At 68.3% G+C, this 23,924-nt stretch carries 24 protein-coding genes; 8 read left to right on the forward strand and 16 right to left on the reverse strand.

The window, feature by feature from the left end:
* Position 1: 1 nt before the first annotated feature.
* From ACIPV2_RS05430 to ACIPV2_RS05445, 4 genes are all read right to left on the reverse strand, one after another.
* On the reverse strand, positions 2-385 hold the full coding sequence (locus ACIPV2_RS05430; RefSeq protein ID WP_101186559.1) for an RNA polymerase-binding protein RbpA: 384 nt from the start codon (positions 383-385) through the stop codon (positions 2-4).
* A 122-nt stretch (positions 386-507) separates the two neighbouring features.
* Positions 508-1,278, reverse strand: coding sequence for a glycerophosphodiester phosphodiesterase family protein (locus ACIPV2_RS05435; RefSeq protein WP_400839185.1), 771 nt, complete (start codon positions 1,276-1,278; stop codon positions 508-510).
* Positions 1,275-2,201 carry an SPFH domain-containing protein gene (locus tag ACIPV2_RS05440; RefSeq protein ID WP_101186958.1) on the reverse strand — a complete coding sequence of 309 codons (927 nt, stop codon included), beginning with the start codon at positions 2,199-2,201 and terminating at the stop codon, positions 1,275-1,277. The genes ACIPV2_RS05435 and ACIPV2_RS05440 overlap by 4 nt, the downstream gene beginning before the upstream one ends.
* A gap of 7 nt (positions 2,202-2,208) precedes the next feature.
* A complete protein-coding gene (locus tag ACIPV2_RS05445) occupies positions 2,209-2,682 on the reverse strand; it encodes an NfeD family protein (protein ID WP_101186561.1) in 474 nt (157 codons plus the stop codon).
* A gap of 114 nt (positions 2,683-2,796) precedes the next feature.
* Here ACIPV2_RS05445 and ACIPV2_RS05450 point away from each other — a divergent pair, with 114 nt between their 5' ends.
* Entirely contained in the window at positions 2,797-3,561 is a 765-nt protein-coding gene (locus ACIPV2_RS05450) for an SDR family oxidoreductase (RefSeq protein ID WP_400839188.1), read from the forward strand.
* A 63-nt stretch (positions 3,562-3,624) separates the two neighbouring features.
* On the opposite strand, the gene ACIPV2_RS05455 is transcribed toward ACIPV2_RS05450, so the two are convergent.
* Complete coding sequence (locus tag ACIPV2_RS05455) at positions 3,625-4,209, reverse strand: HdeD family acid-resistance protein (RefSeq protein WP_400839190.1); 585 nt, start codon at positions 4,207-4,209, stop codon at positions 3,625-3,627.
* A gap of 60 nt (positions 4,210-4,269) precedes the next feature.
* Between ACIPV2_RS05455 and ACIPV2_RS05460 the strand changes: the two genes are divergently transcribed.
* The 3 genes from ACIPV2_RS05460 to ACIPV2_RS05470 are packed head-to-tail and all read left to right on the forward strand — an operon-like array spanning position 4,270 to position 7,536.
* Entirely contained in the window at positions 4,270-4,710 is a 441-nt protein-coding gene (locus tag ACIPV2_RS05460; protein ID WP_400839192.1) for a helix-turn-helix transcriptional regulator, read from the forward strand.
* A 10-nt stretch (positions 4,711-4,720) separates the two neighbouring features.
* Complete coding sequence (locus ACIPV2_RS05465) at positions 4,721-5,137, forward strand: VOC family protein (protein WP_400839194.1); 417 nt, start codon at positions 4,721-4,723, stop codon at positions 5,135-5,137.
* Between the two features lie 47 nt (positions 5,138-5,184).
* Positions 5,185-7,536, forward strand: coding sequence for an ATP-binding cassette domain-containing protein (locus ACIPV2_RS05470; RefSeq protein ID WP_400839196.1), 2,352 nt, complete (start codon positions 5,185-5,187; stop codon positions 7,534-7,536).
* A 41-nt stretch (positions 7,537-7,577) separates the two neighbouring features.
* Here ACIPV2_RS05470 and ACIPV2_RS05475 read toward each other — a convergent pair whose 3' ends face one another.
* Positions 7,578-8,510, reverse strand: a complete 933-nt coding sequence (locus ACIPV2_RS05475; RefSeq protein WP_400839198.1) for a zinc-binding alcohol dehydrogenase family protein — start codon at positions 8,508-8,510, stop codon at positions 7,578-7,580.
* A gap of 58 nt (positions 8,511-8,568) precedes the next feature.
* Here ACIPV2_RS05475 and ACIPV2_RS05480 point away from each other — a divergent pair, with 58 nt between their 5' ends.
* Positions 8,569-9,000: a MarR family winged helix-turn-helix transcriptional regulator gene (locus ACIPV2_RS05480; RefSeq protein ID WP_400839200.1), complete on the forward strand. Its 432-nt coding sequence runs from the start codon at positions 8,569-8,571 to the stop codon at positions 8,998-9,000.
* A 44-nt stretch (positions 9,001-9,044) separates the two neighbouring features.
* Here the strand turns inward: ACIPV2_RS05480 and ACIPV2_RS05485 are convergent, their stop codons facing one another.
* Positions 9,045-9,500 carry a MarR family winged helix-turn-helix transcriptional regulator gene (locus ACIPV2_RS05485; protein WP_400839202.1) on the reverse strand — a complete coding sequence of 152 codons (456 nt, stop codon included), beginning with the start codon at positions 9,498-9,500 and terminating at the stop codon, positions 9,045-9,047.
* Between the two features lie 90 nt (positions 9,501-9,590).
* Between ACIPV2_RS05485 and ACIPV2_RS05490 the strand changes: the two genes are divergently transcribed.
* Positions 9,591-9,989 carry a VOC family protein gene (locus ACIPV2_RS05490; protein ID WP_400839204.1) on the forward strand — a complete coding sequence of 133 codons (399 nt, stop codon included), beginning with the start codon at positions 9,591-9,593 and terminating at the stop codon, positions 9,987-9,989.
* A 502-nt stretch (positions 9,990-10,491) separates the two neighbouring features.
* Here the strand turns inward: ACIPV2_RS05490 and ACIPV2_RS05495 are convergent.
* Positions 10,492-12,051: a serine/threonine-protein kinase gene (locus ACIPV2_RS05495; RefSeq protein WP_400839206.1), complete on the reverse strand. Its 1,560-nt coding sequence runs from the start codon at positions 12,049-12,051 to the stop codon at positions 10,492-10,494.
* A 101-nt stretch (positions 12,052-12,152) separates the two neighbouring features.
* Positions 12,153-13,229, reverse strand: coding sequence for a DNA polymerase IV (locus ACIPV2_RS05500; RefSeq protein WP_400839208.1), 1,077 nt, complete (start codon positions 13,227-13,229; stop codon positions 12,153-12,155).
* A gap of 61 nt (positions 13,230-13,290) precedes the next feature.
* Here ACIPV2_RS05500 and ACIPV2_RS05505 point away from each other — a divergent pair, with 61 nt between their 5' ends.
* On the forward strand, positions 13,291-14,619 hold the full coding sequence (locus ACIPV2_RS05505) for a nitrate/nitrite transporter (RefSeq protein WP_400839210.1): 1,329 nt from the start codon (positions 13,291-13,293) through the stop codon (positions 14,617-14,619).
* Between the two features lie 9 nt (positions 14,620-14,628).
* Here ACIPV2_RS05505 and ACIPV2_RS05510 read toward each other — a convergent pair whose 3' ends face one another.
* Genes ACIPV2_RS05510 through polA form a run of 7 tightly spaced genes read right to left on the reverse strand, consistent with a single transcriptional unit; the run spans position 14,629 to position 23,425 of the window.
* The gene (locus ACIPV2_RS05510; RefSeq protein ID WP_400839212.1) at positions 14,629-15,456 is read right to left on the reverse strand and encodes an arginase family protein; all 828 of its coding nucleotides are present in this window, start codon (positions 15,454-15,456) and stop codon (positions 14,629-14,631) included.
* A 43-nt stretch (positions 15,457-15,499) separates the two neighbouring features.
* On the reverse strand, positions 15,500-16,228 hold the full coding sequence (locus ACIPV2_RS05515) for a formylglycine-generating enzyme family protein (RefSeq protein WP_400839929.1): 729 nt from the start codon (positions 16,226-16,228) through the stop codon (positions 15,500-15,502).
* Positions 16,229-16,245: 17 nt separating this feature from the next.
* Positions 16,246-16,890 carry a YitT family protein gene (locus ACIPV2_RS05520; protein WP_400839214.1) on the reverse strand — a complete coding sequence of 215 codons (645 nt, stop codon included), beginning with the start codon at positions 16,888-16,890 and terminating at the stop codon, positions 16,246-16,248.
* Positions 16,887-17,642: an SGNH/GDSL hydrolase family protein gene (locus ACIPV2_RS05525; RefSeq protein ID WP_400839216.1), complete on the reverse strand. Its 756-nt coding sequence runs from the start codon at positions 17,640-17,642 to the stop codon at positions 16,887-16,889. The genes ACIPV2_RS05520 and ACIPV2_RS05525 overlap by 4 nt, the downstream gene beginning before the upstream one ends.
* A gap of 48 nt (positions 17,643-17,690) precedes the next feature.
* Complete coding sequence (locus ACIPV2_RS05530) at positions 17,691-19,073, reverse strand: MFS transporter (RefSeq protein ID WP_400839218.1); 1,383 nt, start codon at positions 19,071-19,073, stop codon at positions 17,691-17,693.
* Between the two features lie 32 nt (positions 19,074-19,105).
* Entirely contained in the window at positions 19,106-20,779 is a 1,674-nt protein-coding gene (locus tag ACIPV2_RS05535) for a DUF885 domain-containing protein (protein ID WP_400839220.1), read from the reverse strand.
* Between the two features lie 39 nt (positions 20,780-20,818).
* Positions 20,819-23,425: a DNA polymerase I gene (gene polA / locus ACIPV2_RS05540; protein ID WP_400839931.1), complete on the reverse strand. Its 2,607-nt coding sequence runs from the start codon at positions 23,423-23,425 to the stop codon at positions 20,819-20,821.
* A 90-nt stretch (positions 23,426-23,515) separates the two neighbouring features.
* Here polA and ACIPV2_RS05545 point away from each other — a divergent pair, with 90 nt between their 5' ends.
* Positions 23,516-23,920: a hotdog fold thioesterase gene (locus tag ACIPV2_RS05545; protein ID WP_101186962.1), complete on the forward strand. Its 405-nt coding sequence runs from the start codon at positions 23,516-23,518 to the stop codon at positions 23,918-23,920.
* The last annotated feature ends 4 nt before the right edge of the window (positions 23,921-23,924 follow it).

Raw genomic sequence — 23,924 nt, forward strand, 5'->3', positions numbered from 1 at the left:
GTCACGCGCCGATGCGGTGGCGGGTGGGGTCGTCTCCCGCGCCGCGGCGGGCGCGGACGTAGGCGAGGCGCTCTGCGAGGAGCTCTTCGAGCTCGTCGCGGGTACGGCGCTCGAGCAGCATGTCCCAGTGGGTTCGTGCCACCTTCTCGTCGTTGTCCTCGATCTTGACGGGTGCACCGTCGACCTGCAGCACCGCTTCGGCGCCGCAGTGACGGCACTCCCAGGTCTGCGGGGCCTCGGCGTCGGCGGCGAACATCAGGGTGGTCTCCTGGCCGCACGTGTCGCACTTGTACGCGGTGGCGCGTCGCTCCATGAAGACGACGCCCTCCTCGCTCTGAAGGCTCTGGGCACCCAGCCGGATGCCGCGAAGGCTGCGATCTGCCATTGTGTGGTCCTCTCGTCGCTGTCAGGTATAACGCCTGCGCCTGTGCGATTCATCCACGGTGGTGACAACCGGCTCGGACTCACAGGGGAATCCCAGGGCATGCGCGGGCGGCGGCGGAGCCGTCAGGAAAGAGTTCGCACCGCCAGACCGGCGCGATCGGTCACGATGCCGTCGGCGCCGGCGGCGACCAGCCGCGCCATCTCGGCGGGTTCGTTGACCGTCCAGACGTGCACCTCGACTCCGTGCCGGTGAGCGGCGCGCAGCAGCGAGGGAGTGAAGAGGCGGACGCCGCTGTGGGATACCGGGATCTGCACCGCGTCGACTTCGCGCAGCACGCGGGCGGGGGAGAGGCGGATGGCCGAGAGCGCTCGCAGGCGTGTGATCACCGAGCGACCGCCCGACGTGGCCGGCCTGATCTTCGCTCCCGCCTCGATCGTCGCCTGGAGCGCGGCGAGGCGATGACGGTCGGAGAAGCTGGTGACCAGCACCCGATCCGCGTGCGGCGCGACAGCGGCGCCGAGCGGGACGGATGCCTGTGCCGTCTTCACATCGATGTTGAACCTGATGCCGGGGAAGGCATCGAGGGCATCCGCCACCGTGAGCAGTCCGCCGTGCTCGACGAAGAGGCGCTCCAGCTCTCTCGTGCGCACCGAGCCCACGCGGCGCGGGTCCCCGGCCAGTCGCTGCAGTGTCTCGTCGTGGAAGAGGACGACGTCTCCGTCTGCCGTGACCCGGCAGTCGGTCTCGATGTACTCCGCGCCGGCCGCGTGCGCGGCGGCGAACGAGGCCGCGGTGTTCTCCCACACCGCAGCGCCTCCGCCGCCCGCGACGATCAGTCCGCGGTGGGCGAAGACGCGCGGGTGCCTGGTGCCGACGAAGAACGGATGCGTCACGCGCCGCGCGGCGGCTCGCCGGCGGCGTCGCCCCGGGGTGTGAACGCCGATCCGATGCCCTTGAGCGCCTCGGTCAGCTCGCTCGGGATGATCCAGAGCTTGCTCGACTCGCTCTCGCTGATCTTGGGCAGCATCTGCAGGTACTGGTACGCGAGCAGCTTGTCGTCGGGCCGGCCCTGGTGAATGGCGCTGAACACATTCTGAATCGCCTCGGCCTCGCCCTGGGCGCGCAGCACCGCCGCCTGCTTGTCGCCCTCGGCTTTGAGGATGGCGGCCTGACGCTGCCCCTCGGCTTCGAGGATCTGCGACTGCTTCGACCCTTCAGCGGTGAGGATGGTGGCACGACGCTCGCGCTCGGCGCGCATCTGCTTCTCCATCGAATCCTGGATCGAGACGGGCGGGTCGATGGCCTTCAGCTCGACGCGCGAGACGCGGATGCCCCACTTGCCGGTGGCCTCATCGAGCACGACTCGCAGCTGCCCGTTGATCTCGTCGCGGCTGGTGAGAGCCTCCTCGAGGTTCAGTCCGCCGACGACGTTGCGCAGCGTCGTCGTGGTCAGCTGCTCGACGGCACCAAGGTAGTTCGCGATCTCGTAAGTCGCGGCACGGGCATCCGTCACCTGGAAATAGACGACGGTGTCGATCGACACCACCAGGTTGTCCTCGGTGATGACGGGCTGCGGCGGGAACGAGACGACCTGCTCGCGCATGTCAATCAGCGGACGCAGCCGGTCGATGAACGGCACCAGGATGTTCAGCCCCGGCTGGAGGGTCTTGTGATACCGGCCGAGGCGTTCGACGACGCCGGCCGTCGCCTGCGGGATGATCCGGATCGCGCGGGCGATCGTGACCAGCACGAAGATGATGACCGCGATGGCGAGGACCCACGCGATGGCGGTCGGAATGAACGAGGAGTCGTTCATCATGCTCCTATTCGGTGACGGGACGGACGATGGCGGTGGCGCCGCTGATGTCGGCGACCGCGATGCGGGTGCCGGCGATGATGGGCGTGCCGTCGAGGCTGCGGGCGGTCCAGATGTCGCCGTTGCTGAGCTTGACCTGACCGGTGATCTGGGTGATGTCGAGCAGCGCCGTGCCGCCCAGGCCCATCAGCGCATCGACGTTGGACTTCGCGGGATCCTCTCCGCGGCGCAGGCGGTGAAGCAGAGGAGGGCGGAGGAAGAAGATGAACAGCGCTGCCGCCACGGCGGCGACGATCAGCTGCGCCCACCACGGAAGTCCGAGAAGTCCGGCGATGAGGCCGAGGAGGCCGCCGAACGACAGCATCAGGAAAGTGAAGTCGAGGGTGAGCATCTCGATCACCAGGAAGACGGCGATCAGCACCAGCCAGGCGATCCACGCCCACTGCCCGATGTCGGCTAAGAATGTCGCCAGACCGTCCATACGCCCTCCTGAGCGTCAACCTACCACGCTGGTCAGGACCGGGCCGCGGAAGGGCGCCGTTGTAGGGTGGGATGTCGCCATCCCCGGCGACCGCGCGTATCCCGAGGAGCAGAGATGACCCAGGTCCTTCCCGCCGGATCCCTCGACGGCAAGGTGGCTCTCGTCACCGGCTCGTCGCGCGGCATCGGCGCTGACACCGTCCGCTACTTCGCCGAGGCCGGCGCCGACGTCGTCATCAACTTCCGCAACAAGGCTCCGCGCGCGGAGAAGCTCGCGAACGAGTTGCGCGCCCTCGGACGCCGTGCGCTCGTCGTCGGCGCGGACCTGACCGACCCCGAGTCCGTGTCCGCGATGTTCGCCCGGGTGCGCGAGGAGTTCGGTCGCCTCGACGTGCTGGTGCTCAATGCCTCCGGAGGCATGGAGTCCGGTATGGCAGAGGACTACGCGCTGAAGCTCAACCGCGATGCGCAGGTGAACGTGCTGCAGACCGCAGAGCCGCTGCTGGGCGACGGCGCTCGGGTCGTGTTCGTCACCAGTCACCAGGCGCACTTCATCCGCACCACACCGACCATGCCCGAGTACGAGCCGGTCGCTCGCTCCAAGCGCGCGGGCGAAGACGCGCTGCGCGAGCTGATCCCCGGTCTTGCTGAGAAGGGCGTCGGGTTCACGGTCGTCTCAGGAGACATGATCGAGGGCACCATCACGGCGACGCTGCTCGAGCGCGCCAACCCCGGTGCGATCGCCGACCGCCGCGAGTCGGCGGGCAAGCTCTACAACGTCTCGGAGTTCGCCGCAGAGGTGGCGAAGGCCGCCGTGGACCCGGTGCCGGCCGACAACACCCGTCTCGTCGGCGACACCTCGGATTTCGCCGCGGAGTGACGTTCGAACGAAGAGGGAGGCGACCCGCTGGGGTCGCCTCCCTCTTCGTCTGTCGGCCTCGGCTCAGACCACGACGTCCGGCGCCTGCACGGAATCGACGGGCTTCAGGGTGAGAGCCCGCACCAGCTGCACGACCCCGAGCGCGACCAGCGAGATGCCGAGAATCAGCCACAGCACCGTGGCGGCGTAGAGCGGCGAGAGCAGCACGATGATGCCGGCGATGATGCCGAGCAGCGCATACAGCAGCGTCCACACCTTGGATGCGTCGTGTCCCATCAGGCTCAGCGCCACCACGCCATCGGCGATCCAGCTCACGCCGATGAAGATCGCGACGATGATCGCGAGCGTGACCGTCGCCGCACTGAGGTTGGCGAATGCGATGATGCCGGTTGTGATGTACAGCAGGCCCAGGATGACATGGCCGGTTCGCACCCAGCCGCCGCCCCTGCCCGAGAACACGGCGAGTCCGAGGTAGACGAGACCGCCGATGATGAGGTAGCTGGCGAAGATGCCGGTGACGATCACGGCCGATTTCGCGGGCCAGATGAGCAGCACGAGGCCGGAGATGAGAGTGATCGCCCCGGCGATGCCGAGGAAGAGACGGACGGAGCGCAGAAAACCGGGATCGGCGAATCGCAAGGCGGCCATGATTGTCCTTTCGTACGAGGGACGTTACGCGCACACGCTATCGGATGCCAGGATCGGGATGTGCCACAGGTTGATGAGGACGCGTACCGACTCGCGGAGCTGATCAGGCTGCGTCGGGTGCGCGACCGGATCGATCGCGAGTACGCCCGCGCGCTCGACGTCGAGACGCTGGCACGCGGGGAGCACATGTCGGCGGGCCACCTCAGCCGCAGGTTCCGCCAGGTGTTCGGCGAATCCCCGTACTCCTACCTCATGACGCGCCGCATCGAGCGGGCCATGGCTCTGCTGCGGCGCGGGGACGTGAGCGTGACCGACGCGTGCTTCGCGGTCGGCTTCTCGTCGCTCGGCACGTTCAGCACCCGCTTCAGCCAGCTCGTCGGTCTGTCGCCGAGCGCCTACCGGCGGGAGCCGGGACCGGGCCCGGGCATCCCGTCGTGGATCGAGAAGCAGGCGACAAGACCGATCAGGAATCGAGAAGCGGCGTCGCACGGGCGTGAGTAGCGTCGACGCCATGAACAACATCACCATCAGCGTCAGCTTCCTCCCGCACGTCGACCCGGAGGCATCCCTCGTCTTCTATCGCGACGTCCTCGGCTTCGAGGTCCGCAAGGACGTCGGATACGAGGACATGCGGTGGATCACGGTGGGGCCGGCCGGTCAGCCCGACACGTCGATCGTCCTCACCCCTCCGGCAGTCGATCCGGGCATCAGCGACGACGAGCGCCGCACGATTCTCGAGCTGATGGCGAAGGGCAGCTACGCGGGCGTCGTGCTCACGGCCGACGACGTGGATGCCGCGTTCGCCGAGATCGAGGCGAACGGCGCCGACGTGGTGCAGGAGCCGATCGATCAGCCCTACGGCGTGCGGGACTGCGCGTTCCGTGATCCTGCGGGTAACTTCGTCCGTATCAATCAGGCGATCGCCTGACGAGTGCGCCGCCCGGCAACCGCCCCCGCCCCATCGAAGGAAGCACCGTGCCACAGGACCACCCCGCCGACAGCCATGACGTCATCCGCGTTGAGGGCGCCCGCGAGAACAACCTGAAGGACGTGTCGGTCAGCCTGCCGAAGCGACGTCTGACGGTGTTCACCGGGGTATCCGGCTCGGGCAAGAGCTCACTGGTGTTCGACACGATCGCCGCCGAGTCGCGGCGGATGATCGACGAGACCTACAGCGCGTTCGTACAGGGGTTCATGCCGTCCGTGCCGCGGCCCGACGTCGATGTGCTGGAGGGTCTCACCACCGCGATCATCGTCGATCAGGAGCGCCTCGGCGCCAACCCGCGCTCGACCGTCGGCACCGTGACAGATGCCAACGCGATGCTGCGCATCCTGTTCTCGAAGTTCGGCGAGCCGTACATCGGCGGGCCGACCGCCTTCTCGTTCAACATCCCGACGCAGAAGGCCAGCGGGGTCATGACCGGGCCGAAGGGCGAGAAGAAGATCGTGAAGGACGTCGTGTACCTCGGCGGCATGTGCCCGCGCTGCGAGGGCAGGGGAGCGGTGTCGGACATCGACCTGACCCAGATCATCGACGAGTCGAAGTCGCTCGACGAGGGCGCGATCATGGTCCCCGGGTACACCGCCGACGGCTGGATGGTGAAGGGGTTCTCGCAGTCGGGCTTCTATCCCGCCGACAAGCCCATCGCGAAGTTCACCGAGAAGCAGCGCCACATGTTCCTGTACGGCGAGGTCACCAAGGTGAAGATCTCGGGCATCAACATGACCTACGAGGGGCTGATCCCGAAGATCACGAAGTCGATGCTGTCGAAGGACATCGACGCCCTGCAACCGCACATCCGGGCGTTCGTCGAGCGGGTGGCGACGTTCCAGACGTGCCCCGAGTGCGGTGGAACCCGGCTCACCGAGGGGGCGCGGTCCTCGAAGATCGAGGGCACGAGCATCGCAGACGCCTGCCGCATGCAGATCACCGACCTCGCCGCATGGGTGCGCGGTCTCTCGGTGAGCGGGGCGGGTCCGCTGCTCGACGCGCTGCGAGCGAACCTCGACTCGTTCGTCACCCTCGGGCTGGGTTATCTCAGCCTCGAGCGTCCGTCGGGCACGTTGAGCGGGGGAGAGGCGCAGCGCATCAAGCTGCTGCGCCACCTCGGCTCCTCCCTCACCGACGTGACCTACGTGTTCGATGAGCCGACGATCGGCCTGCATCCGCACGACATCCAGCGGATGAACGCGCTGCTGCTGCAGCTGCGTGACAAGGGCAACACCGTGCTCGTCGTCGAGCACAAGCCCGAGACGATCGCGATCGCCGATCGCGTCGTCGATCTCGGGCCGGGAGCGGGCAGCGGCGGGGGAGAGGTGTGCTTCGAGGGAACGGTCGATGAGCTGACGCGAAGCGGCACGCTCACCGGTCGCCACCTGCACGACCGTGCGTCGCTGAAGGATGCCGTGCGCGCGCGGGTCGGAGCACTGGAAGTCCGGGGCGCGGACGCCAACAACCTCCAGGACGTCGACGTCGACGTGCCGACCGGGGTGCTCACGGTCGTGACGGGAGTCGCGGGTTCAGGCAAGAGCTCGCTCGTGCACGGCTCCATCAGTCCCATGGACGGCGTGGTCGCGATCGATCAGACCGCCATCAAGGGCTCGCGTCGCAGCAATCCGGCGACGTACACCGGGATGCTGGAGCCGATCCGCAAGGCGTTCGCGAAAGTGAACGGCGTGAAGCCTTCGCTGTTCAGCGCGAACAGCGAAGGCGCCTGCCCCAGCTGCAAGGGGTCGGGTGTGATCGTGACCGAGCTCGGGTTCATGGACACGATCGAGACACCGTGCGAGGACTGCGGCGGCAAGCGGTTCCAGCTGGGTGTGCTCGAGTACAAGCTCGGCGGGCTCGACATCACCGAGGTGCTCGACCTGCCCGTCGCCGAGGCGCACGCGTTCTTCTCCGCGCCGGAGACCAGGATCCCCGCCGTCGTCTCGATCCTGTCGCGGATGCAGGATGTGGGACTCGGATATCTGACGCTCGGTCAGCCGCTCTCCACCCTGTCGGGCGGTGAACGGCAGCGACTCAAGCTGGCGATCCAGATGGGGGAGAAGGTCGACATCTACGTGCTCGACGAGCCGACCACCGGTCTGCACCTCGCGGATGTCGACAACCTGCTCGGTCTGCTCGACCGTCTCGTCGACGCGGGCAAGACGGTGATCGTGATCGAGCATCATCAGGCGGTGATGGCCCACGCCGACTGGATCATCGACATCGGGCCGGGCGCCGGCCACGACGGCGGGCGCGTCGTGTTCGAGGGGACGCCGGCCGATCTCGTCGCATCGAGGGCGACTCTCACGGGCGAGCACCTCGCCGCGTACGTGGCCTGACGGCGACGCCGGCATCCCGTCGTCGCCGTCAGGGGATGGTGTCATGAACCGGCGGGCTGGAACACGATCCGCTCTGAGCCCACGTCCGCCCAGTGCTGCTCGACGTCGCTGAGCGGGACGGCGCGGACCGGGACCGTGAGCTCGCCCGATGCGAATGCCTCCGCCAGCGCGGGGAGCTCGTCGACGATCTCGTCTGCGCGGACGGCGCCGATTCCGCTGCCGATCAGCTCCAACCGTGATGAGCGCAGTGCGGCGGCCGGGATGGCGGCGGTGGATCCCGCCATGGAGCCGAGCTGGATCCATCGCAGTGCAGTCGATCTGTCACGTCGCCGCATTAGCAGCGGCACCAGGGCCGAGGCGACCGGTTCGCCCCAGATGTAGTCGAGCACCACATCGACGTCTGCCGCGCCGGCCAGTCCGTCCAGCGTCACGACGCTGTCCGCGCCCCGCGCTCGCAGCGGAGCCAGGCGGGCCGCGTCGCGTCCGGCTGCCGTGACGTGGCTCGCTCCCAGCAGCTTGGCGATCTGCACGGCCAGACGGCCGGCGGCGCCGGTGGCGCCGATCACCAGCACTCGTGCTCCCACGGGCATCTGGATCCGACGGCGCAGGGCGATCCATGAGGACATACCCGGGTTCATGCCCGCGGCGATGGTGACGGGATCGGCGTTCGCGGGCAGCATGATGCTGCGGTCGGCGTCGAAAGCGGTCTGCTCGGCGAAGGTGCCGATGCGCGTCTCGTCGAGGGCGATGTAGCGCAGCGCCCCGTCGGGGTCACGGACGACGCCGTCCACTCCGGGGACGAGGGGGAGGGGAACGGAGCTGCTGTAATGACGCCCCGTGGCGCGTGCCCGAGTGAGGTGGTGCAGCCCGGCGGCCAGCACATCGGCCACGATCTGGCCTTCGCGCGGCAGCACCCCCGGGTGCTCGGCATAGACGGGAGGACGATCGACGTCAGAGAGGATGGCGGCACGCATGACTGCTCCTATATGGTTGGGAATACGAACCAGTTAAGATTGGTGGGTAATCCCAACCATGTCAAGCAACCCGAGCGCCGCCGCTGACATCGCCCTGGTGGACGCACTCGTTCACGCGACATTCGAGGTCACCGGAGTGCTCTCGCGCATCGGAGCCGACAACGACCTCTCGCTGACACAGCTGCGCGTGCTCGGCATCCTGCGCGAGCGTCGCCCGCGGGTCACCGACCTGGCGGCGCACCTTGGCTTGGACAAATCGACGATCTCTGGACTGATCGATCGCGCTGAGCGCCGCGGTCATCTCGCGCGTGCGCGGAGCGAGCAGGATCGCCGTGCGGTCGAGGTCTTCCTCACCGCCGAAGGAAGGGAGCTGACGCAGCGCATGTACGAGGCGGCTCATCGGGAGCTGCTGCCGATGTTCGCGAGGCTGGATGTGGATCAGAGAGAGTCTCTCGAGCGCCTCCTCGATCTGGTGCTCCGCGAGGAATAACCGATAATGCACATTATGTCAGATCAAGCAGGAACGGACCTCTCCTACTTCGACCCTGCGGAAGGCAGATAGAGATCCAGGTTGCGCATCATCTCGACGAGCAGCTCTCGGAGCTGGTCCAGCTGCGCTGAGTCCAGTCCTCCGTCGTAGCGGTCGCCTTCTCGCGTGGTTCGCTGCACGGCATGCAGCAGCTCGGTGCCCGCTTCGGTGATGAGGCACTCCAGGATCCTGCCGTGCGAAGGATGTGGAGTGCGCTCGACCAACCCCCGCTCCACCAAGCCGGAGATCGCCGTAGACATCGACTGCGGCGTCACGCCCGAGCGCGCGCTCAGCGTCGCGCCGGACAGTCCCCCAGGGTGAGCGACGTCGAGGATCGCCAATGCCGAGAGCTGTGACTGCGTCAGTCCGAATGCGCGCAGATCCTCGTCCAGCCGTTGCGACAGCGCCGCGTTCACGCGCCGCAGCAGATAAGGCACTCGCCGCCCGAAATCCTCCGCCATCTCTCCCCCTTCGTCATTCACAACATATCAGGCGCCTGATATGTTGTGAATCCTGCCGAACACGCAGGCCAGAACAGACAGGACCGCTGTATGAAACTCGCCTCCATTCGCCTTCTCACCAGTCGCCTCGACGAGATGGTGGAGTTCTACGAACATCTCACCGGATCGACGTTCCAACGGCCCGCCCCCGTCTTCGCGGAACTTGTCACCGCTGGTGGATCTCTTGCGATCGGCTCCGACGCGACCCTCCCCCTCTTCCCCGGTACGGGACTGACCGTGGCATCGAATTCGAGCGCGATCATCGAATTCCAGGTCGACGACGTGGACCAGGAACGCGCGCGGCTCAGCGATCACGTCGAGGTGCTGCAAGAGCCGACCACCATGCCCTGGGGCAACCGTGCCATGATGCTGGCTGACCCCGACGGCAACCGAGTCAACCTGTACACGCCACTCACACCAGAGGCGAAGGCCCGCTTCGCCGGGAGATGAGCGCTCCTCCGGGAAGCTTGTTCCATGACTGAAGGCGAGCAGAGACCTTGAATCACCAAGAACTGGAAACCCTGATTCTGACGATCATTCCCGATCGCTCGTCGACCCCCTACCTGTTCGTCTGGGCTGCGAGCGGCCAGCCGACTCCCGCATACATCACTCTGATTCCTCGATCGGACGGAACTGTGGGCGCCACGGTCGGAGACGACCGTGCGTCATGGCGGCCGTGGGTGGATGAACACGGCAATGAGCTGGTATTTCCTGATGAAGACACGGCGTGCCGGTGGGCTTGGGAGAAGATCAAGCAGTCTCGATGTCCACAGCGTCCTCGAACGCCAGAAGAGGAGGCGAAGGCTCTCCAGGACGGGGAAGAAGCGCGCCGCCGCTACGCGGCTATCCTCGACGAATCCTCACCAGGAACAAGGGGTTCTTAGCAATCGTGACGTTCGCTGAGCATGCGTGCTCTTGAGCACGGGGAGCCCGGCGAGCAGCTCCGGCACCCCTAGCTGGCGGATGGCTGCGGGCTCGACAGGGTCACACTGTCCAGCGTCCCCTCGACTCCCCCTTCCGGCGTCGGCTCCGCCTCGTCCTCTTGCTGCTCCTCCGCGTCGTCGGCGTCCTCCCGAGCTTTCTCCGCTTCCTTCTCAGCCTTCTCCGCGGCCTTGCGCTGCTCTTCGGCAGCCTTCTCCGCGGCCTTGCGCTGCTCTTCGGCAGCCTTCTCCGCGGCCTTGCGCTGCTCTTCAGCGGCCTTCTCGGCTTCTTTCGCAGCCTTCTCCTGAGCGTTGCGATCCGAGTTCGCGTCCGTGTCGGTCTGCGGGTCGTCTGCCTGTTCACCAGGCGCGTTCGCGGGCACGGCCGGCGTTGCGGGTGCGGATGGTCGGGTGTCGGCAGGGTCGGTTGCCGCAGGCTCCGGCGCGCCACCTCCCAGCATCCATGCACCCGCGAGCACAGAAGCGGCGATCGCCGCAGCTGCCGCCGTCCCGATGACCCCGACCCGTCGCCGCTTGGCACGGCTCTCGACGCCTGTCTTGTGCGACGGCGAGGGCAGCACGCCCGTCGACACGGGAGCGGGTGCCACGCCGGGCTGCACGCGCGTCGGCGTGGTCATCGCGGCTGTCGCCGCCTCCGCTGAGACCGTCGAGGCGGCTGCGGCAGGAGCCCCCGCAGCCAGCGCAGCGGCCGCGACGGCGGCTGGCATCGTTGGTCGTGGCGGCGGCGCGGAGGAGGCGGCGAGATCGGATGCTGCGGCGAAGACCTCCGATGCGAGCGGGCGGTCGCCTGGATCGAGCGCCGTCATGGACGTCAGGAGGTTGGACCATGCCGGCCCGAGGTCTGTCGGGACCATCGGCGCCGTGGTCAGCCTCGCCATCGCGGCGCCGATGCCCTCGGACTGCGGGAACGCGCGGCTGCCGGTGAGCGCCTCGAGCATCACGAGTCCGAGCGAGTAGATGTCTGCCGGCGGCGCGGGCATCGCGCCCTGAAGCTGTTCCGGGGCGATGTAGGCGGCCGTTCCGATCACGATGCCGGGAGATGTGAGGCGGGCTGCATCGACCAGGGCCGAGATGCCGAAGTCGGCGAGCTTCGCCCCCGACCGGCTGGCGGGAAACGGCGCCTGGGATATGAGCACGTTCGACGGCTTGATGTCCCGATGCACGATGCCCGCACTGTGCACGATGTGCAGTGCCTCCGCGAGATCAGTGATGAGCGCCGCGACATCTGCGGGAGCGAGGGGCCCCTGAGCGATCCGTTCGGCCAGCGTCGGCCCGTCCACGAACTCCATCACCAGGTACTCGGGGCGTCCCGGTACGAGCTGCGCGTCGTAGAGAGTGACGAGCGCCGGGTGATTGAGCGAGGCGAGAGCGGTCATCTCACCCCGCGCTCGACCCGCCGACGCGTCGTCGCCTTCCAGTTCGCTGCGCAGCAGCTTGATCGCGACGGTGCGCCCGAGAAGGGTGTCCTGCGCGCGGTACACCCGCGCCATCCCTCCCTGGCCGACGCACTCGAGGAGCTGGTAGCGCCTGTCGATCAGGCCAGAGGTGGGCAGCGAATCATCGCCTGTCATCGAGTCCTCCCGTCGCCTGTTCGGGTGCCCGGCGACGACAGCACTCTAGGTCGACGCGGGCGGCAGCCCGATGGCCTTGACAGCCGAGGAGCCCGCATCGATCACATTCGTCCCCGTACCGGGGTGCGCTCGACAGGGTCGCCGCCGGCGGGCATGGACATCTCCGCGCGCACACCGAGCAGGCGGACCTCGCGCGCGGGATCCAGAGAGGAAGCAAGACGCAGTGCGGCGTGCACGAATTCGTCACGATCAGAGGTAGGAGCAGACAGCTTCCGGCCGAGCGTCCTGGTGCCGAAGGGCGCGTATCTCACCTTGAGGTGCACGCGCTCGACGGGGCGGTCCTCTGCTGCGCAGTCGTCGAACGCTCGGATCGCCAGCTCACGCACCGCCGCAGCCACCTGCTCCGTCGTGGTGAGGTTCTGCTGATACGTCGTCTCGCGGCTGTGACTCCGCGCCACCCAGGGCGTGTCGTCGACCGTCGCCGGACCCCGGCCGAACCCCAGGTCGCCGTACCAGAGTCCCATTCGCGGTCCGAACTCCGCGACGAGCTCTCCTCGATCGGCATCCGCCAGGTTCCGCACCGTGCTGATGCCATGACCGGCCAGCCGCTTCTGCACTCGCGGTCCGATGCCCCACAGCTCACGCGTCGACCGCTCCCCCATCACCTCGAACCAGTTCTGCTCGGTGAGACGGAACATCCCCCGCGGCTTGCCGAACCCGGTCGCGATCTTCGCACGGATCTTGTTGTCTCCGATGCCGATCGAGCAGTGCAGTGCGGTGGCCGCGAGCACCGCCTGGCGTGCTCGCCGTGCCACCTCCTCCGGCTCGTCGGTCATCACCCCGAGAAAGCACTCGTCCCACCCGATGATCTCGAGCGTCACACCCGGCAGCCCGCGCAACGTCGCCATGACCGTGGCCGAGACGCTCTCGTAGGCAACGTGGTCCACCGGAAGGAACACCGCGTCGTCGGGTGCCTTGCGAGCCGCGATCTTCATCGGCATGCCGGACCCGATCCCGAACTCGCGCGCCTCGTACGAGGCGGTCGCCACGACCGCGCGCTCGGTGGGGTCGCCGTTCCCGCCGACGATCACCGGCCTGCCGACGAGCTCCGGCTGGCGCAGAACCTCGACGGCGGCGATGAACTGATCCATGTCGACGTGCAGCACCCAGAGGCTCATGCTCCGAGTCTGCGCCGTCGGCCGCGTCATGTCACGCGACCAGCAGGACTAGCCTTGATGGGTGAGCGCTACTCCCCTTCCCCGCACGACTCCCGGATGGCGCGGCTGGCTGGTGTGGGGCGTGGCGGCCGCCGCCTACGTCCTTGCCATCACGAACCGCAGCTCGCTCAGCGCGGTGGGTGTGGACGCCGCCGAGCGCTTCCAGGCCGACGCGGCGACGCTCTCGCTCTTCGCCGTGGTGCAGCTCGCCGTGTACGGCGGCCTGCAGATCCCCATCGGCGTGCTGCTCGACCGCTACGGCTCCCGTCCGATCATGGTGGTCGGGATGCTGCTGATGGCCCTCGGCCAGTTCGTGATGGCGGTGTCTCCGAGCATCGGCATCGCCCTCATCGCGCGCGTTCTGCTCGGCGCGGGCGACGCAGCCGTCTTCCCCGCGGTGCTGCGCCTCGTCGCAACGTGGTTCCCGGCCCAGCGCGGACCCGTGATGGGGCAGCTGACCGGCCTCGTCGGGCAGACCGGTCAGCTCATCGCGCTCACCCCGCTGGCCGTGCTGCTGCACTCCACGAACTGGACGATCACGTTCGGAAGCATCGCCGGACTCGGCCTGCTGTTCGCCATCCTCGTCTGGATCCTGGTTCGCAACCACCCGCCCGAGCGCAGCTCGGATGTGACCGTCAACACCGAGACGGGCGTCGTGCAGGTCATCACCTCGGCGATCGACACCGGTGTCGGCATCCGCGCGGCCTGGGCCCACCCTGGCACCCGCCTGGCCTTCTGGTCGCATTTCACCACCCCGTTCGCCAGCACCGCCTTCCTGCTGCTCTGGGGCATGCCGTTCCTCACCGCAGGGCAGGGGCTGTCGCCCGCGGGTGCTGCCGGCATCCTGTCGATCACCGTGCTGGTCAGCATGGCACTGAGCCCCGTACTCGGGATGCTGTCACGACGCATCCCCACTCGCCGGTCACTCGCGCTCGTGCTGCCGAGCATCGCCGTTCAGGTGATCGCGTGGAGCACGGTGATCCTCTGGCAGGGAGCAGCGCCGATCTGGCTGCTGATCGTGCTGGTGGTGTGCCTGGCCGCAGGCGGACCGGCATCCATGATCGCCTTCGACCACGCCCGCACGCACAACCCGGCTCACCGCCTCAGCACCGCCACCGGCGTGACCAACTCCGGAGGATTCCTCGCGGCGCTCATCGCGATCTTCTTCATCGGTCTCACACTCGATCTCCAGGGCGCCGGCACGCCCGACACCTACTCGCTGGACGCTTTCCGCTGGGCGTTCGCCACCCAGATCCCGCTGTGGCTGCTCGGTGCTTCCTTCATCATCCGCGAGCGCAGGAACACGCGCATCCGGATGGGACTGGATCCTGAGCGCAGGCGTCACCGCTGATCGGCAGGATCAGCCGCCGAAGCCGCCGAGCCGCAGCGCCTGGAAGGTCTCCAGGATCAGCTCGACGCTGAGATGCGACGGGATGCCCTGATCGCCGTCCTCGAACTCCGCCAGCTCGACACCTCGCACGCGCGCGGGGTCGATCGCGGCGAAGATCGCCGCGATCTCGTGCGGCAGCATCCCTGCATCCACGCGGTACGCGGCAGGGATGTAGCCGGGCTGCAGCACGTCCCAGTCGACGTGGATCCAGACGTCGCGGCCGGCGACGATCTCGTCGATGCGCGCGGGGGTGCTCTCGCTGGGAGGCAGTACGGTCACACCGTGCTGATCCAGCAGCGTCCGCTCGTCCGGGTCGATGTCACGGCCGCCCACGATGACCACCTGCTTCGGGTTCAGCCCCGCCCCGTGTCCGCTGTCCCACAGCCCGCACGCGGCCGCCACGACCATCCCGCCGAGGTATCCGGAGCCGGTGGTCTCAGGCGTGTTGAAGTCTCCGTGCGCGTCGATCCAGAGCACGACGGCGTCGGGGAACCGCTCCGCGAGCGTCGGCAGAGTGCCGATGCTCGCACCGCAGGTGTTCGTGGCGAGCACGGGGGTCGCGTCGCGGTCGAACGCGTCGCGGACGGCGTCGCGCAGCGCGTGCAGTGTCTCCTCCGCCGCGGGCAGGCACTCAGACCAGTCGTCCTCCTGCGCCGGGGCAGCGGTGCCGACCACGAGTGGCTCGATCCCGAGCATCCGCGACAGCGCGTGCCCCGTCTTCAGAGCGCCGGGGATGGCTCCGCCAGTGCGGTCGCCGACGCGTCCCTGCGAGATGATCAGCTCGATCGGCCTGGTCATGGGTGCTCCTTCTGAAATCGGTGTAGGTCGTGGTCGGCCGGGGTCAGCGGCGTGGGGTCCAGCCGATGGGTCGCGCTCCCCCGCGCCCGCCGTGCTCGACATCCGCCTGCGCCGACCAGCCCTGAGCGGCATCCGTGCCGTCGTAGCCGCCGCGCGCGAGACGCATGCCAACGTCGTCGTGGTGCATCCGCGGACCGCCCCCGCGGCGGACCGATGCCCGCACGCTCCACGTGTCATCGGCGAACCCGCCGCCGCGAAACACGCGGTAGTCGTCGTAGCGTTCGGGGTCGAGGAAGTCCCAGCACCACTCCCAGACGTTGCCGAGCGTGTCGAACAGTCCGTTCAGGTTCGGCAGCTTCATGCCGACATCCTGCGGCGCTTCCACGCCGTCGAGTGATGTCCAGGCGACCTCGTCCAGCGGACCGTACTGCGGCCCGACCGAGCCGGCCCGGCACGCGTACTCCCATTCCGCCTCGGTCGGCAGGCGGTATCCGTCGCTGTCGACGTGCCAGGTGACGTCCTCGCCGTCGAAGGAGTACGCAGGGTCGAGGCCTTCCCATTCCGAGGCGGCGTTGCAGAACCGGATGGCGCGGAACCAGCTGAGATCGCGAGCCGGACGCCGCGGATGCTGGGCGGCGATGCCCAGCACCTCCGCGAGCTGCCCCTCGGTGACGGCGAACGCGCCGATCTCGAAGGGCTCGAGCTCGACGGTCCGGTGCTCCTTCCGGCGTGCATCGTGAAGGGTCACCACCCCGGCGGGCAGCGCCCGCATCTCCCAGAGATCCACGTTCAGCCCTCCACGGGCACCGGCCGGGTGCTCGGTGTCGGCTTCGGGTCGAGCGGAACCGCGAACACCCGCAGGAAGAACTGACAGAGCGGTCCGACCAGCAGGGCGAACAGCAGCGTTCCGATGCCGACGATGCCCCCGAGCGCCCAGCCCAGCAGCACGACCGTCACCTCGAGACACGTGCGCACCAGCCAGATCGGGCGACGCAGTCGCACATGCAGCCCGGTCATCAGCCCGTCGCGGGGGCCGGGCCCGAAGTGCGCGCCGATGTACAGCCCTGTAGCGGCCGACAGCACGACCAGGCCGATCGCGAAGAGCAGCACCCGCTGCCACAGCTGCTCCCCCACCGGGATGAAGAGGAACCCGACGTCGGCGGACGGTCCGACCAGAACCGCGTTCACGATCGTGCCCACCCCGGGCTTCTGACGGATCGGGATCCACAGCAGCAGCACGATGCCGCTGACGATGGTGGTCACGATCCCGAAGCTGAGCGGCACATGGCGGGTGATGCCCTGGGTCAGCACATCCCACGGTGCGGCGCCCAGCGCACTGCGCACGAGGAAGGCGATTCCGATGCCGTACAGGAACACGCCGATGAGCAGCTGAGCGATGCGTCGCGGCAGTCGTCTGCCGCGAAGAGAGATCACGTCGGCGTCCGCTCGACCCAGGTGGGGTGCTTTGCGACGCGTCCGTCGCCGGACGAGGTGCGCGTCACCCGGCGCCGTACCCAGGGACCGACGAACTGCCGGTAGTACGCCAGACCGACGGGACCGGCGGGATGATCGGTGCTCGGCGACCACCACTCCTCCGGGGGCTCCGCTCCGACCGAGTGGAGCACCCGTGCTGCGACGCGATGGTGGCCGTTCGCGTTCATGTGCAGGCGGTCCTGCGACCAGTAGCGAGGGCGGGACAGCTCGGCATCCGGCCAGTTCAGCGCGCGGATCACATCGGGGCGGTCCTCGACGCGCCGCAGCACCGCCGCCGACAGCGCGTCCCCCCGACGCTGGAACACCGGCCCCATCGGAAGCTGCGCACTCGGATTGGCCCCGGAGAGCAGGATCAGCGTCACGCCCTCCTCGTCGCAGCGGCGCAGCACCCGGGAGAACGCGTCGGCGATGTGCTCGATATCCGCGTTCGGGCGGAGGATGTCGTTGCCGCCGCCGTTGAACGACAGGTGCGTCGGCCGCAGCGCGAGCGCCGGCTCGAGCTGCTCCTTCACGATGGGCCAGATCAGGCGACCGCGAATGGCGAGATTGGCGTACTGGATGGGCTCGCCCGTGGCATCCGCCCATCCTTGCGCGGCAAGATCCGCCCACCCCCGCACGCTGCCGTCGGGCAGCTCGTCGCCCACTCCCTCGGTAAAGGAATCGCCGATCGCCACGAACCGCACAGCCGCCATGGTCTCAGCCTATTGCGGCGCGGGCGCAGCCAAGGTCGCGTCCCGCGATCACCGCTCGTCGAGCGCCCGGCCCCGAAGATCGGCGAGCCCCCACGCGGTGATGGTCGCGACCACGAAGAACCCGGCGAACACCGAGAAGGTCAGCGGTGCCCCGCCCGTGGCGAGCAGCGCGGGCACGAGCAGCGGCGCGATGATCGACGCCAGGCGGCCCACCCCTGCAGCCCAGCCCGAGCCGGTGGCGCGCAGCGACGTCGGATACAGCTCGGGGGTGACGGCGTACAGAGCACCCCACGCGCCGAGATTGAAGAACGACAGCGCCATGCCCGTCGCGATGATGGCGCCCTCGGTGCCGGCGGTGCCGAACAGCACCGCCGAGATCGCCGATCCGGCGAGGAACACCGACAGCGTCGCCCGTCGGCCCCACACCTCGATCAGCCACGCCGCGACGGCATAGCCAGGCAGCTGGGCAAGAGTGATCAGCAGAGTGAACCCGAATGAGCGCACCAGGTCGTACCCGGCCTGCACGAGGATGCTGGGGATCCAGATGAATGCGCCGTAATAGGCGAAGTTCACGCAGAACCAGACCAGCCAGATGCACAGCGTGCGCGTGCGGAACTCGGGCGACCACAGTGCGCGCATGCGCTGCGCGCCGGTCGCGGCGACCGTCTGGTCAGCGGCATCCGGCGCAGGGACGCTCAGCGCAGGGGCATCCGGCTGCGACGCCGGAGACCGCTGCAGGTCCGCCGCGGTCTCGAAGGCCGACACGATCCGCTCGGCCTCGGACAGGCGTCCTCGAGAGGCGAGCCAGCGCGGCGACTCCGGCAGTCCCCAGCGCACCACGAGCGCGTACGCCGCCGGGATCGCCCCGAGGGCGAACGCCCAGCGCCAGCCGCCGTCGGATGCCGGGATCACGAAGTAGCCGATGAGAGCGGATGCCGTCCACCCGACAGCCCAGAAGGCTTCAAGGATCACGATGACGCGACCGCGGATGGCCGCGGGGGCGAACTCGCTGACGTAGGTCGACGCCACCGGCAGCTCGGCGCCGAGGCCGAGCCCCACGAAGAAGCGCAGCACCAGCAGCATCGCGATGCCGCCGACCAGCGCGCTGGCTCCGGTGGCCAGACCGTAGATCAGCAGCGTGAGAGCGAACACGTGCCGTCGACCGAGGCGATCCGCGAGCAGACCGCCGACGCTGGCCCCGATCGCCATCCCGACGAACCCTATCGAGGCGATCCATCCGGTCTCCCCCGGCGTCAGCTGCCACTGCTGCGCGAGCACCGCGATGATGAACGAGATGAGTCCCACGTCCATGGCATCCAGCGCCCAGCCGAGACCCGAGCCGGTGAGCACGCGAAGGTGCGGACGGGCGAAGGGCAGAGCGTCGAGTCGGGACGCGATGGATGCACGGCTCGGAAGCGCGGTGTGCGGCATCCTCTCATCGTAGAGGCGCCGCACACCCGCTCTCAGCCGATGACGGCGGTGCGGAGGGTGTCGAGACCGACGCCTCCGATGTCGAGCGCGCGCTTGTGGAAGTCCTTGAACGAGAAGGCGTCGCCCTGCTTCTGCTGCACGGCATCGCGCACCTGCTCCCAGATGCGCTGGCCGACCTTGTACGACGTCGCCTGTCCCGGCCATCCGAGGTAGCGGTTGACCTCGAACCGGCGGAACTCATCGGGCATGTTCACGTTGCGCCGCATCTCCTCCAGCGCGTAGTCGTGGTCCCAGATCCCGTCGCCGGAGAGGCGCGGCTTGCCCAGGTGCACGCCGATGTCGAGCACAACGCGCAGCGCGCGCATCCGCTGGCCGTCCAGCATGCCCAGGCGATCGGCCGGGTCATCGAGGTAGCCGAGCTGCTCCATGAGCCGCTCGGCGTACAGCGCCCACCCCTCCGCGTGGCCGGAGGTGCCGGCCAGCACCCGGCGCCAGGTGTTCAGCTCGGCGCGGTTGTACGTCGCCTGCGCGATCTGCAGATGGTGACCCGGAACGCCCTCGTGGTACACGGTGGTCAGCTCGCGCCAGGTGTCGAACTCGGTGACCCCTTCGGGCACCGACCACCACATGCGGCCTGGACGCGAGAAGTCGTCGGTGGGGCCGGTGTAGTAGATGCCGCCCTCCTGGGTGGGAGCGATCATGCACTCGAGCTCGCGGATCTGCTCGGGGATGTCGAAGTGGCTGGCACCGAGATCGGCGATGGCGCGGTCGCTGGTCTCCTGCATCCACTTCTGCAGCGCATCGGTGCCGTACAGCTTCCGGGATGGGTCCGACTCCAGGTGCGCGACGGCCTCTTCGACGCTCGCGCCGGGCAGGATCTCGTTCGCGATCGCCTCCTGCTCGGCGATCATCCGCTGCAGCTCCTCGCGGCCCCACTCGTAGGTCTCGTCGAGGTCGATGCTCGCGCCGAGGAAGCGGCGCGAGTTCAGTGCATACAGGTCGCGGCCGACGGCATCCTGCTCGCCGGCGACCGGTGCCAGCTCGCTGATCAGGAACTGGCGCAGATCGTCATAGGCCACTCGCGCGGCGCCGGCATGGTCGGCGATGTTGCGGGCGAGGGATGCCGGAAGCTGGCCGTCACGCGGCCCTGCTGTCGCCGCGAAGGATGCGAAGAATCCCTGGTCGGCGCTGTACCGGGCGATCTGCGTGGCCACTTCGGTGACCTGACGGCGCGCGGGCACGACGCCGTGCCGGATGCCTTCGCGCAGCGTCTCGACGTAGCCCTTGAGCGCGGCCGGCACCGCGGCGAGCCGCTCGCAGACGACGGTCCAGTCGTCGATCGTCTCGGTCGGCATGAGGTCGAATGCCTGGCGGAAGTCCTGCGGGGCGGAGGCGATGACGTTCAGATCGCGCAGGTGCCACTGCGCGTCGTGCAGCTCGAGCTGCAGCCGCAGCTCCGCCGACAGATCGGTCTTGGTGACCTCGTCGATGCTGTCGACGGGGACCTCGGCGTCGAGCGCGGCGAGCGTCTCGCGCGCCGCGGCGATGCTGCGCTCGTGCCCTTCCGGGCTGACGTCGTCGAGGCGGGCGCCTGCTTCGTTGCGACCGATGTAGGTGGCGAGGATCGGTGAGAGGTCGACCAGGGTGTCGACCCAGTTCTCGGCGATCTGATCGATGGCAGAGGTGGTGCGAGGCTCGGAACTCATGATCTCGAGCCTAGCCTCGCATCCCCACTGCACCGGGGATCAGTGCGCGGCTTCGTTCCAGTCACGGCCTCGGCCGACCTGCACCTCGAGCGGCACGGTCAGCTCGGCGGCGCCGGCCATGCGCTCGCGCACGATGCTCTCCACCTCGTCCCACTCCCCCGCCGCGACTTCGACGACGAGTTCGTCGTGGATCTGCAGCAGCGCGCGCGAGTCGAGCCCGCGCTCGCGCAGGTCGGCGTGAATGCGGTTCAGGGCGATCTTCATGATGTCGGCGGCGCTGCCCTGGATGGGTGCGTTGAGGGCGGCACGCTCGGCGTTCTCGCGCAGCACGCGGTTGGGGCTGGCGAGGTCGGGGAACGGGCGCCGTCGACCGAAGATGGTCTCGGTGTAGCCGTCTTCCTTCGCCTGCATCACAGAGGCACGCAGGTAGTCGCGCACTGCACCGAAACGGGCGAAGTACTCCAGCATCAGCTGCTTCGCCTCGGACTGCTCGATGCGGAGCTGCTTCGACAGACCGAACGCGCTCAGGCCGTAGACGAGGCCGTACGACATTGCCTTGACCTTCGTGCGCATGGCGGAGGTGACCTCTTCGGGTTCGACACCGAAGACGCGGGCGCCGACGAAGCGGTGCAGATCCTCACCGGAGTTGAACGCCTCGATCAGACCCGGATCGCCCGACAGGTGCGCCATGATCCGCATCTCGATCTGCGAGTAGTCGGCGGTCAAGAGCGTCTCGTACCCTTCGCCGACTTCGAAGGCGCTGCGGATGCGGCGCGACTCCTCGGTGCGGACGGGGATGTTCTGCAGGTTCGGATCGGTGCTCGACAGGCGTCCGGTCTGACTCCCGGTCTGCACGTAGGTGGTGTGGATGCGGTGATCGTCGCGGATCGCGGTGTCGAGCGTCTCGATGATCTGACGCAGCTTGCTCGCCTCGCGGTGCTGCAGCAGCAGCGCGAGGAACGGGTGCGGATGCGTCTCCTGCAGATCGGCCAGCACGGCGGCATCCGTCGAGTACCCCGTCTTGGTCTTGCGCGTCTTCGGCAGCTGCAGGTCTTCGAACAGCACCTCCTGCAGCTGCTTGGGCGAGCCGAGGTTGAACTCGCGCCCGACGACGGCGAACGCCTCGGCGGCGAGCCCGTCGGTGCGCTCGAGCAGCTCGCCGGAGAAGGTCGACAGCACGTCATGCGAGACCGACACGCCCGCCGACTCCATGTCGGCCAGCGCGATGACGGCCGGCAGCTCGATGTCGGTGAGCACGGCAGCGACCGACTCGGGCATCGCCTCGCGGATGGCGATCGCCGCGCGCAGGGTGAACCACGCCTCCTGCGATGGTGTGGCGCCGTCTGTCTCGGGCACGAGCTGGGTGGGATCTGCCTCGGGGAGCTTCTCGTCGAGGTAGCGGCCGACGAGGTGAGCGAGGGTCTTGTCGGGGAAGCTCGGACGCATCAGCCAGCCGGCGAGCAGGGTGTCATGAGCGAGTCCGCCCAGCCGGATGCCGTCGCGCAGCAGCGCCTTGACCTGCGGCTTGGCGTCATTGAGCACCTTCGGGGCATCGGACTCGAGCCACGCGGTGAGCGCCGTCGCCGCCTCAGGGTTCCAGCTGCACTCGTGCAGCTCGCTCTCGGTCGCCACACCGACGCGAGTGATCGCTCCGCTGACGAGCGTGAGCAGCAGCGCCACCTCGCCCTGCTGCCGGCCGAGCCAGGCTGCGACATCGGCGGCGGATGACTCTGTCGCGGCGGGCACGTCGATGGCGGGCTCGTCGTGAACGGGCTCGTCGGGCGCGCCCGCCGCCTCGAACACCCGAGGCAGGAGCGTGCGGAACTCGAGTCGGGCGAAGATGTCGCGCACCGCCTGTGCGTTGATCGGCTTGACGATCAGGTCGTCCGGGGCGACAGGCAGCTCGACATCGTTCAGCAGGCGGTTGAGCTTGCGGTTGCGGCGCACATCCTCGATGTGTTCGCGCAGGTTGCCGCCGACGACGCCCTTGATCTCATCGGCGCGGGCGAGCAGCTCGTCGAGGCTGCCGAACTGCGTGAGCCACTTGACGGCGGTCTTCTCGCCGACCTTGGGCACGCCGGGCAGGTTGTCGCTCGTCTCGCCGACGAGGGCGGCGATGTCCGGATACTGCTCCGGGCGCACTCCGTAGCGCTCGTGCACGGTGGCCGGGTCGTAGCGCTTGAGCTGCGACACCCCCTGCACGTTCGGGTACAGCAGCGTGACGTCGTCGTTGACGAGCTGGATGGTGTCGCGGTCGCCCGAGACCACCAGCACGTCGTAGCCCTGCTCGGAACCCTGCTTCGCGAGGGTTGCGAGGACGTCGTCGGCCTCGATGCCCTCCTGGGTCAGCACCGGGATGGACATGGCGGCCAGGCAGTCCTGCAGCAGCGGGATCTGACCCTTGAACTCACCGGGAGTCTCGGAGCGCGTCGCCTTGTACTCGGGGTACTCGTCGGTGCGGAAGGAGTGACGTGACGTGTCGAAGGCGATCGCCATGTGCGTCGGCTTCTCGGCCTTGATGAGGTTCACCAGCATCGACAGGAAGCCGTAGATGGCGTTCGTGTGCTGGTTGTCCTTCGTGGTGAAGTTCTCGACAGGGAGGGCGAAGAAGGCCCGGTATGCGAGCGAGTGGCCGTCGACGACCATGAGGGTAGGCTTTGCGGAGTCCGTCACCCTGCAAGCCTAACGAGGGCGACGGACACGCGCTGAGGAGGAGCATTGACCGAGCAGACCGAGATGACCGGACTGGAGTGGGCGACCCATCGCGGCATGGGCGCGCTGGCCGAGAAGATGGGCATCGAGTTCACCGAGTTCACCGTCGAGCGCGCCGTCGCGACGATGCCGGTCGAGGGCAACACTCAGCCGGTCGGCCTGCTGCATGGCGGCGCCTATGTGGTTCTCGGCGAGTCGCTCGGATCGATGGCGGCGAACCTGCACGCCGGCCCCGGGCGTCTCGCTGTGGGCATCGACATCAACGCGACCCACACGCGCTCGGCGACATCGGGCTTCGTCACGGGGGTCTGCACGCCCGTGCACCTCGGACGCAGCATGACCGTGCACGAGATCGCCGTCTCCGACGAGCAGGGCCGACGCTGCTCCACCATCCGCATCACGAACCTGATCAAGACCGTCGACGCCTGACGGC

The sequence above is a fragment of the Microbacterium sp. NPDC089987 genome (assembly GCF_044748505.1).
Lineage (GTDB): Bacteria > Actinomycetota > Actinomycetes > Actinomycetales > Microbacteriaceae > Microbacterium.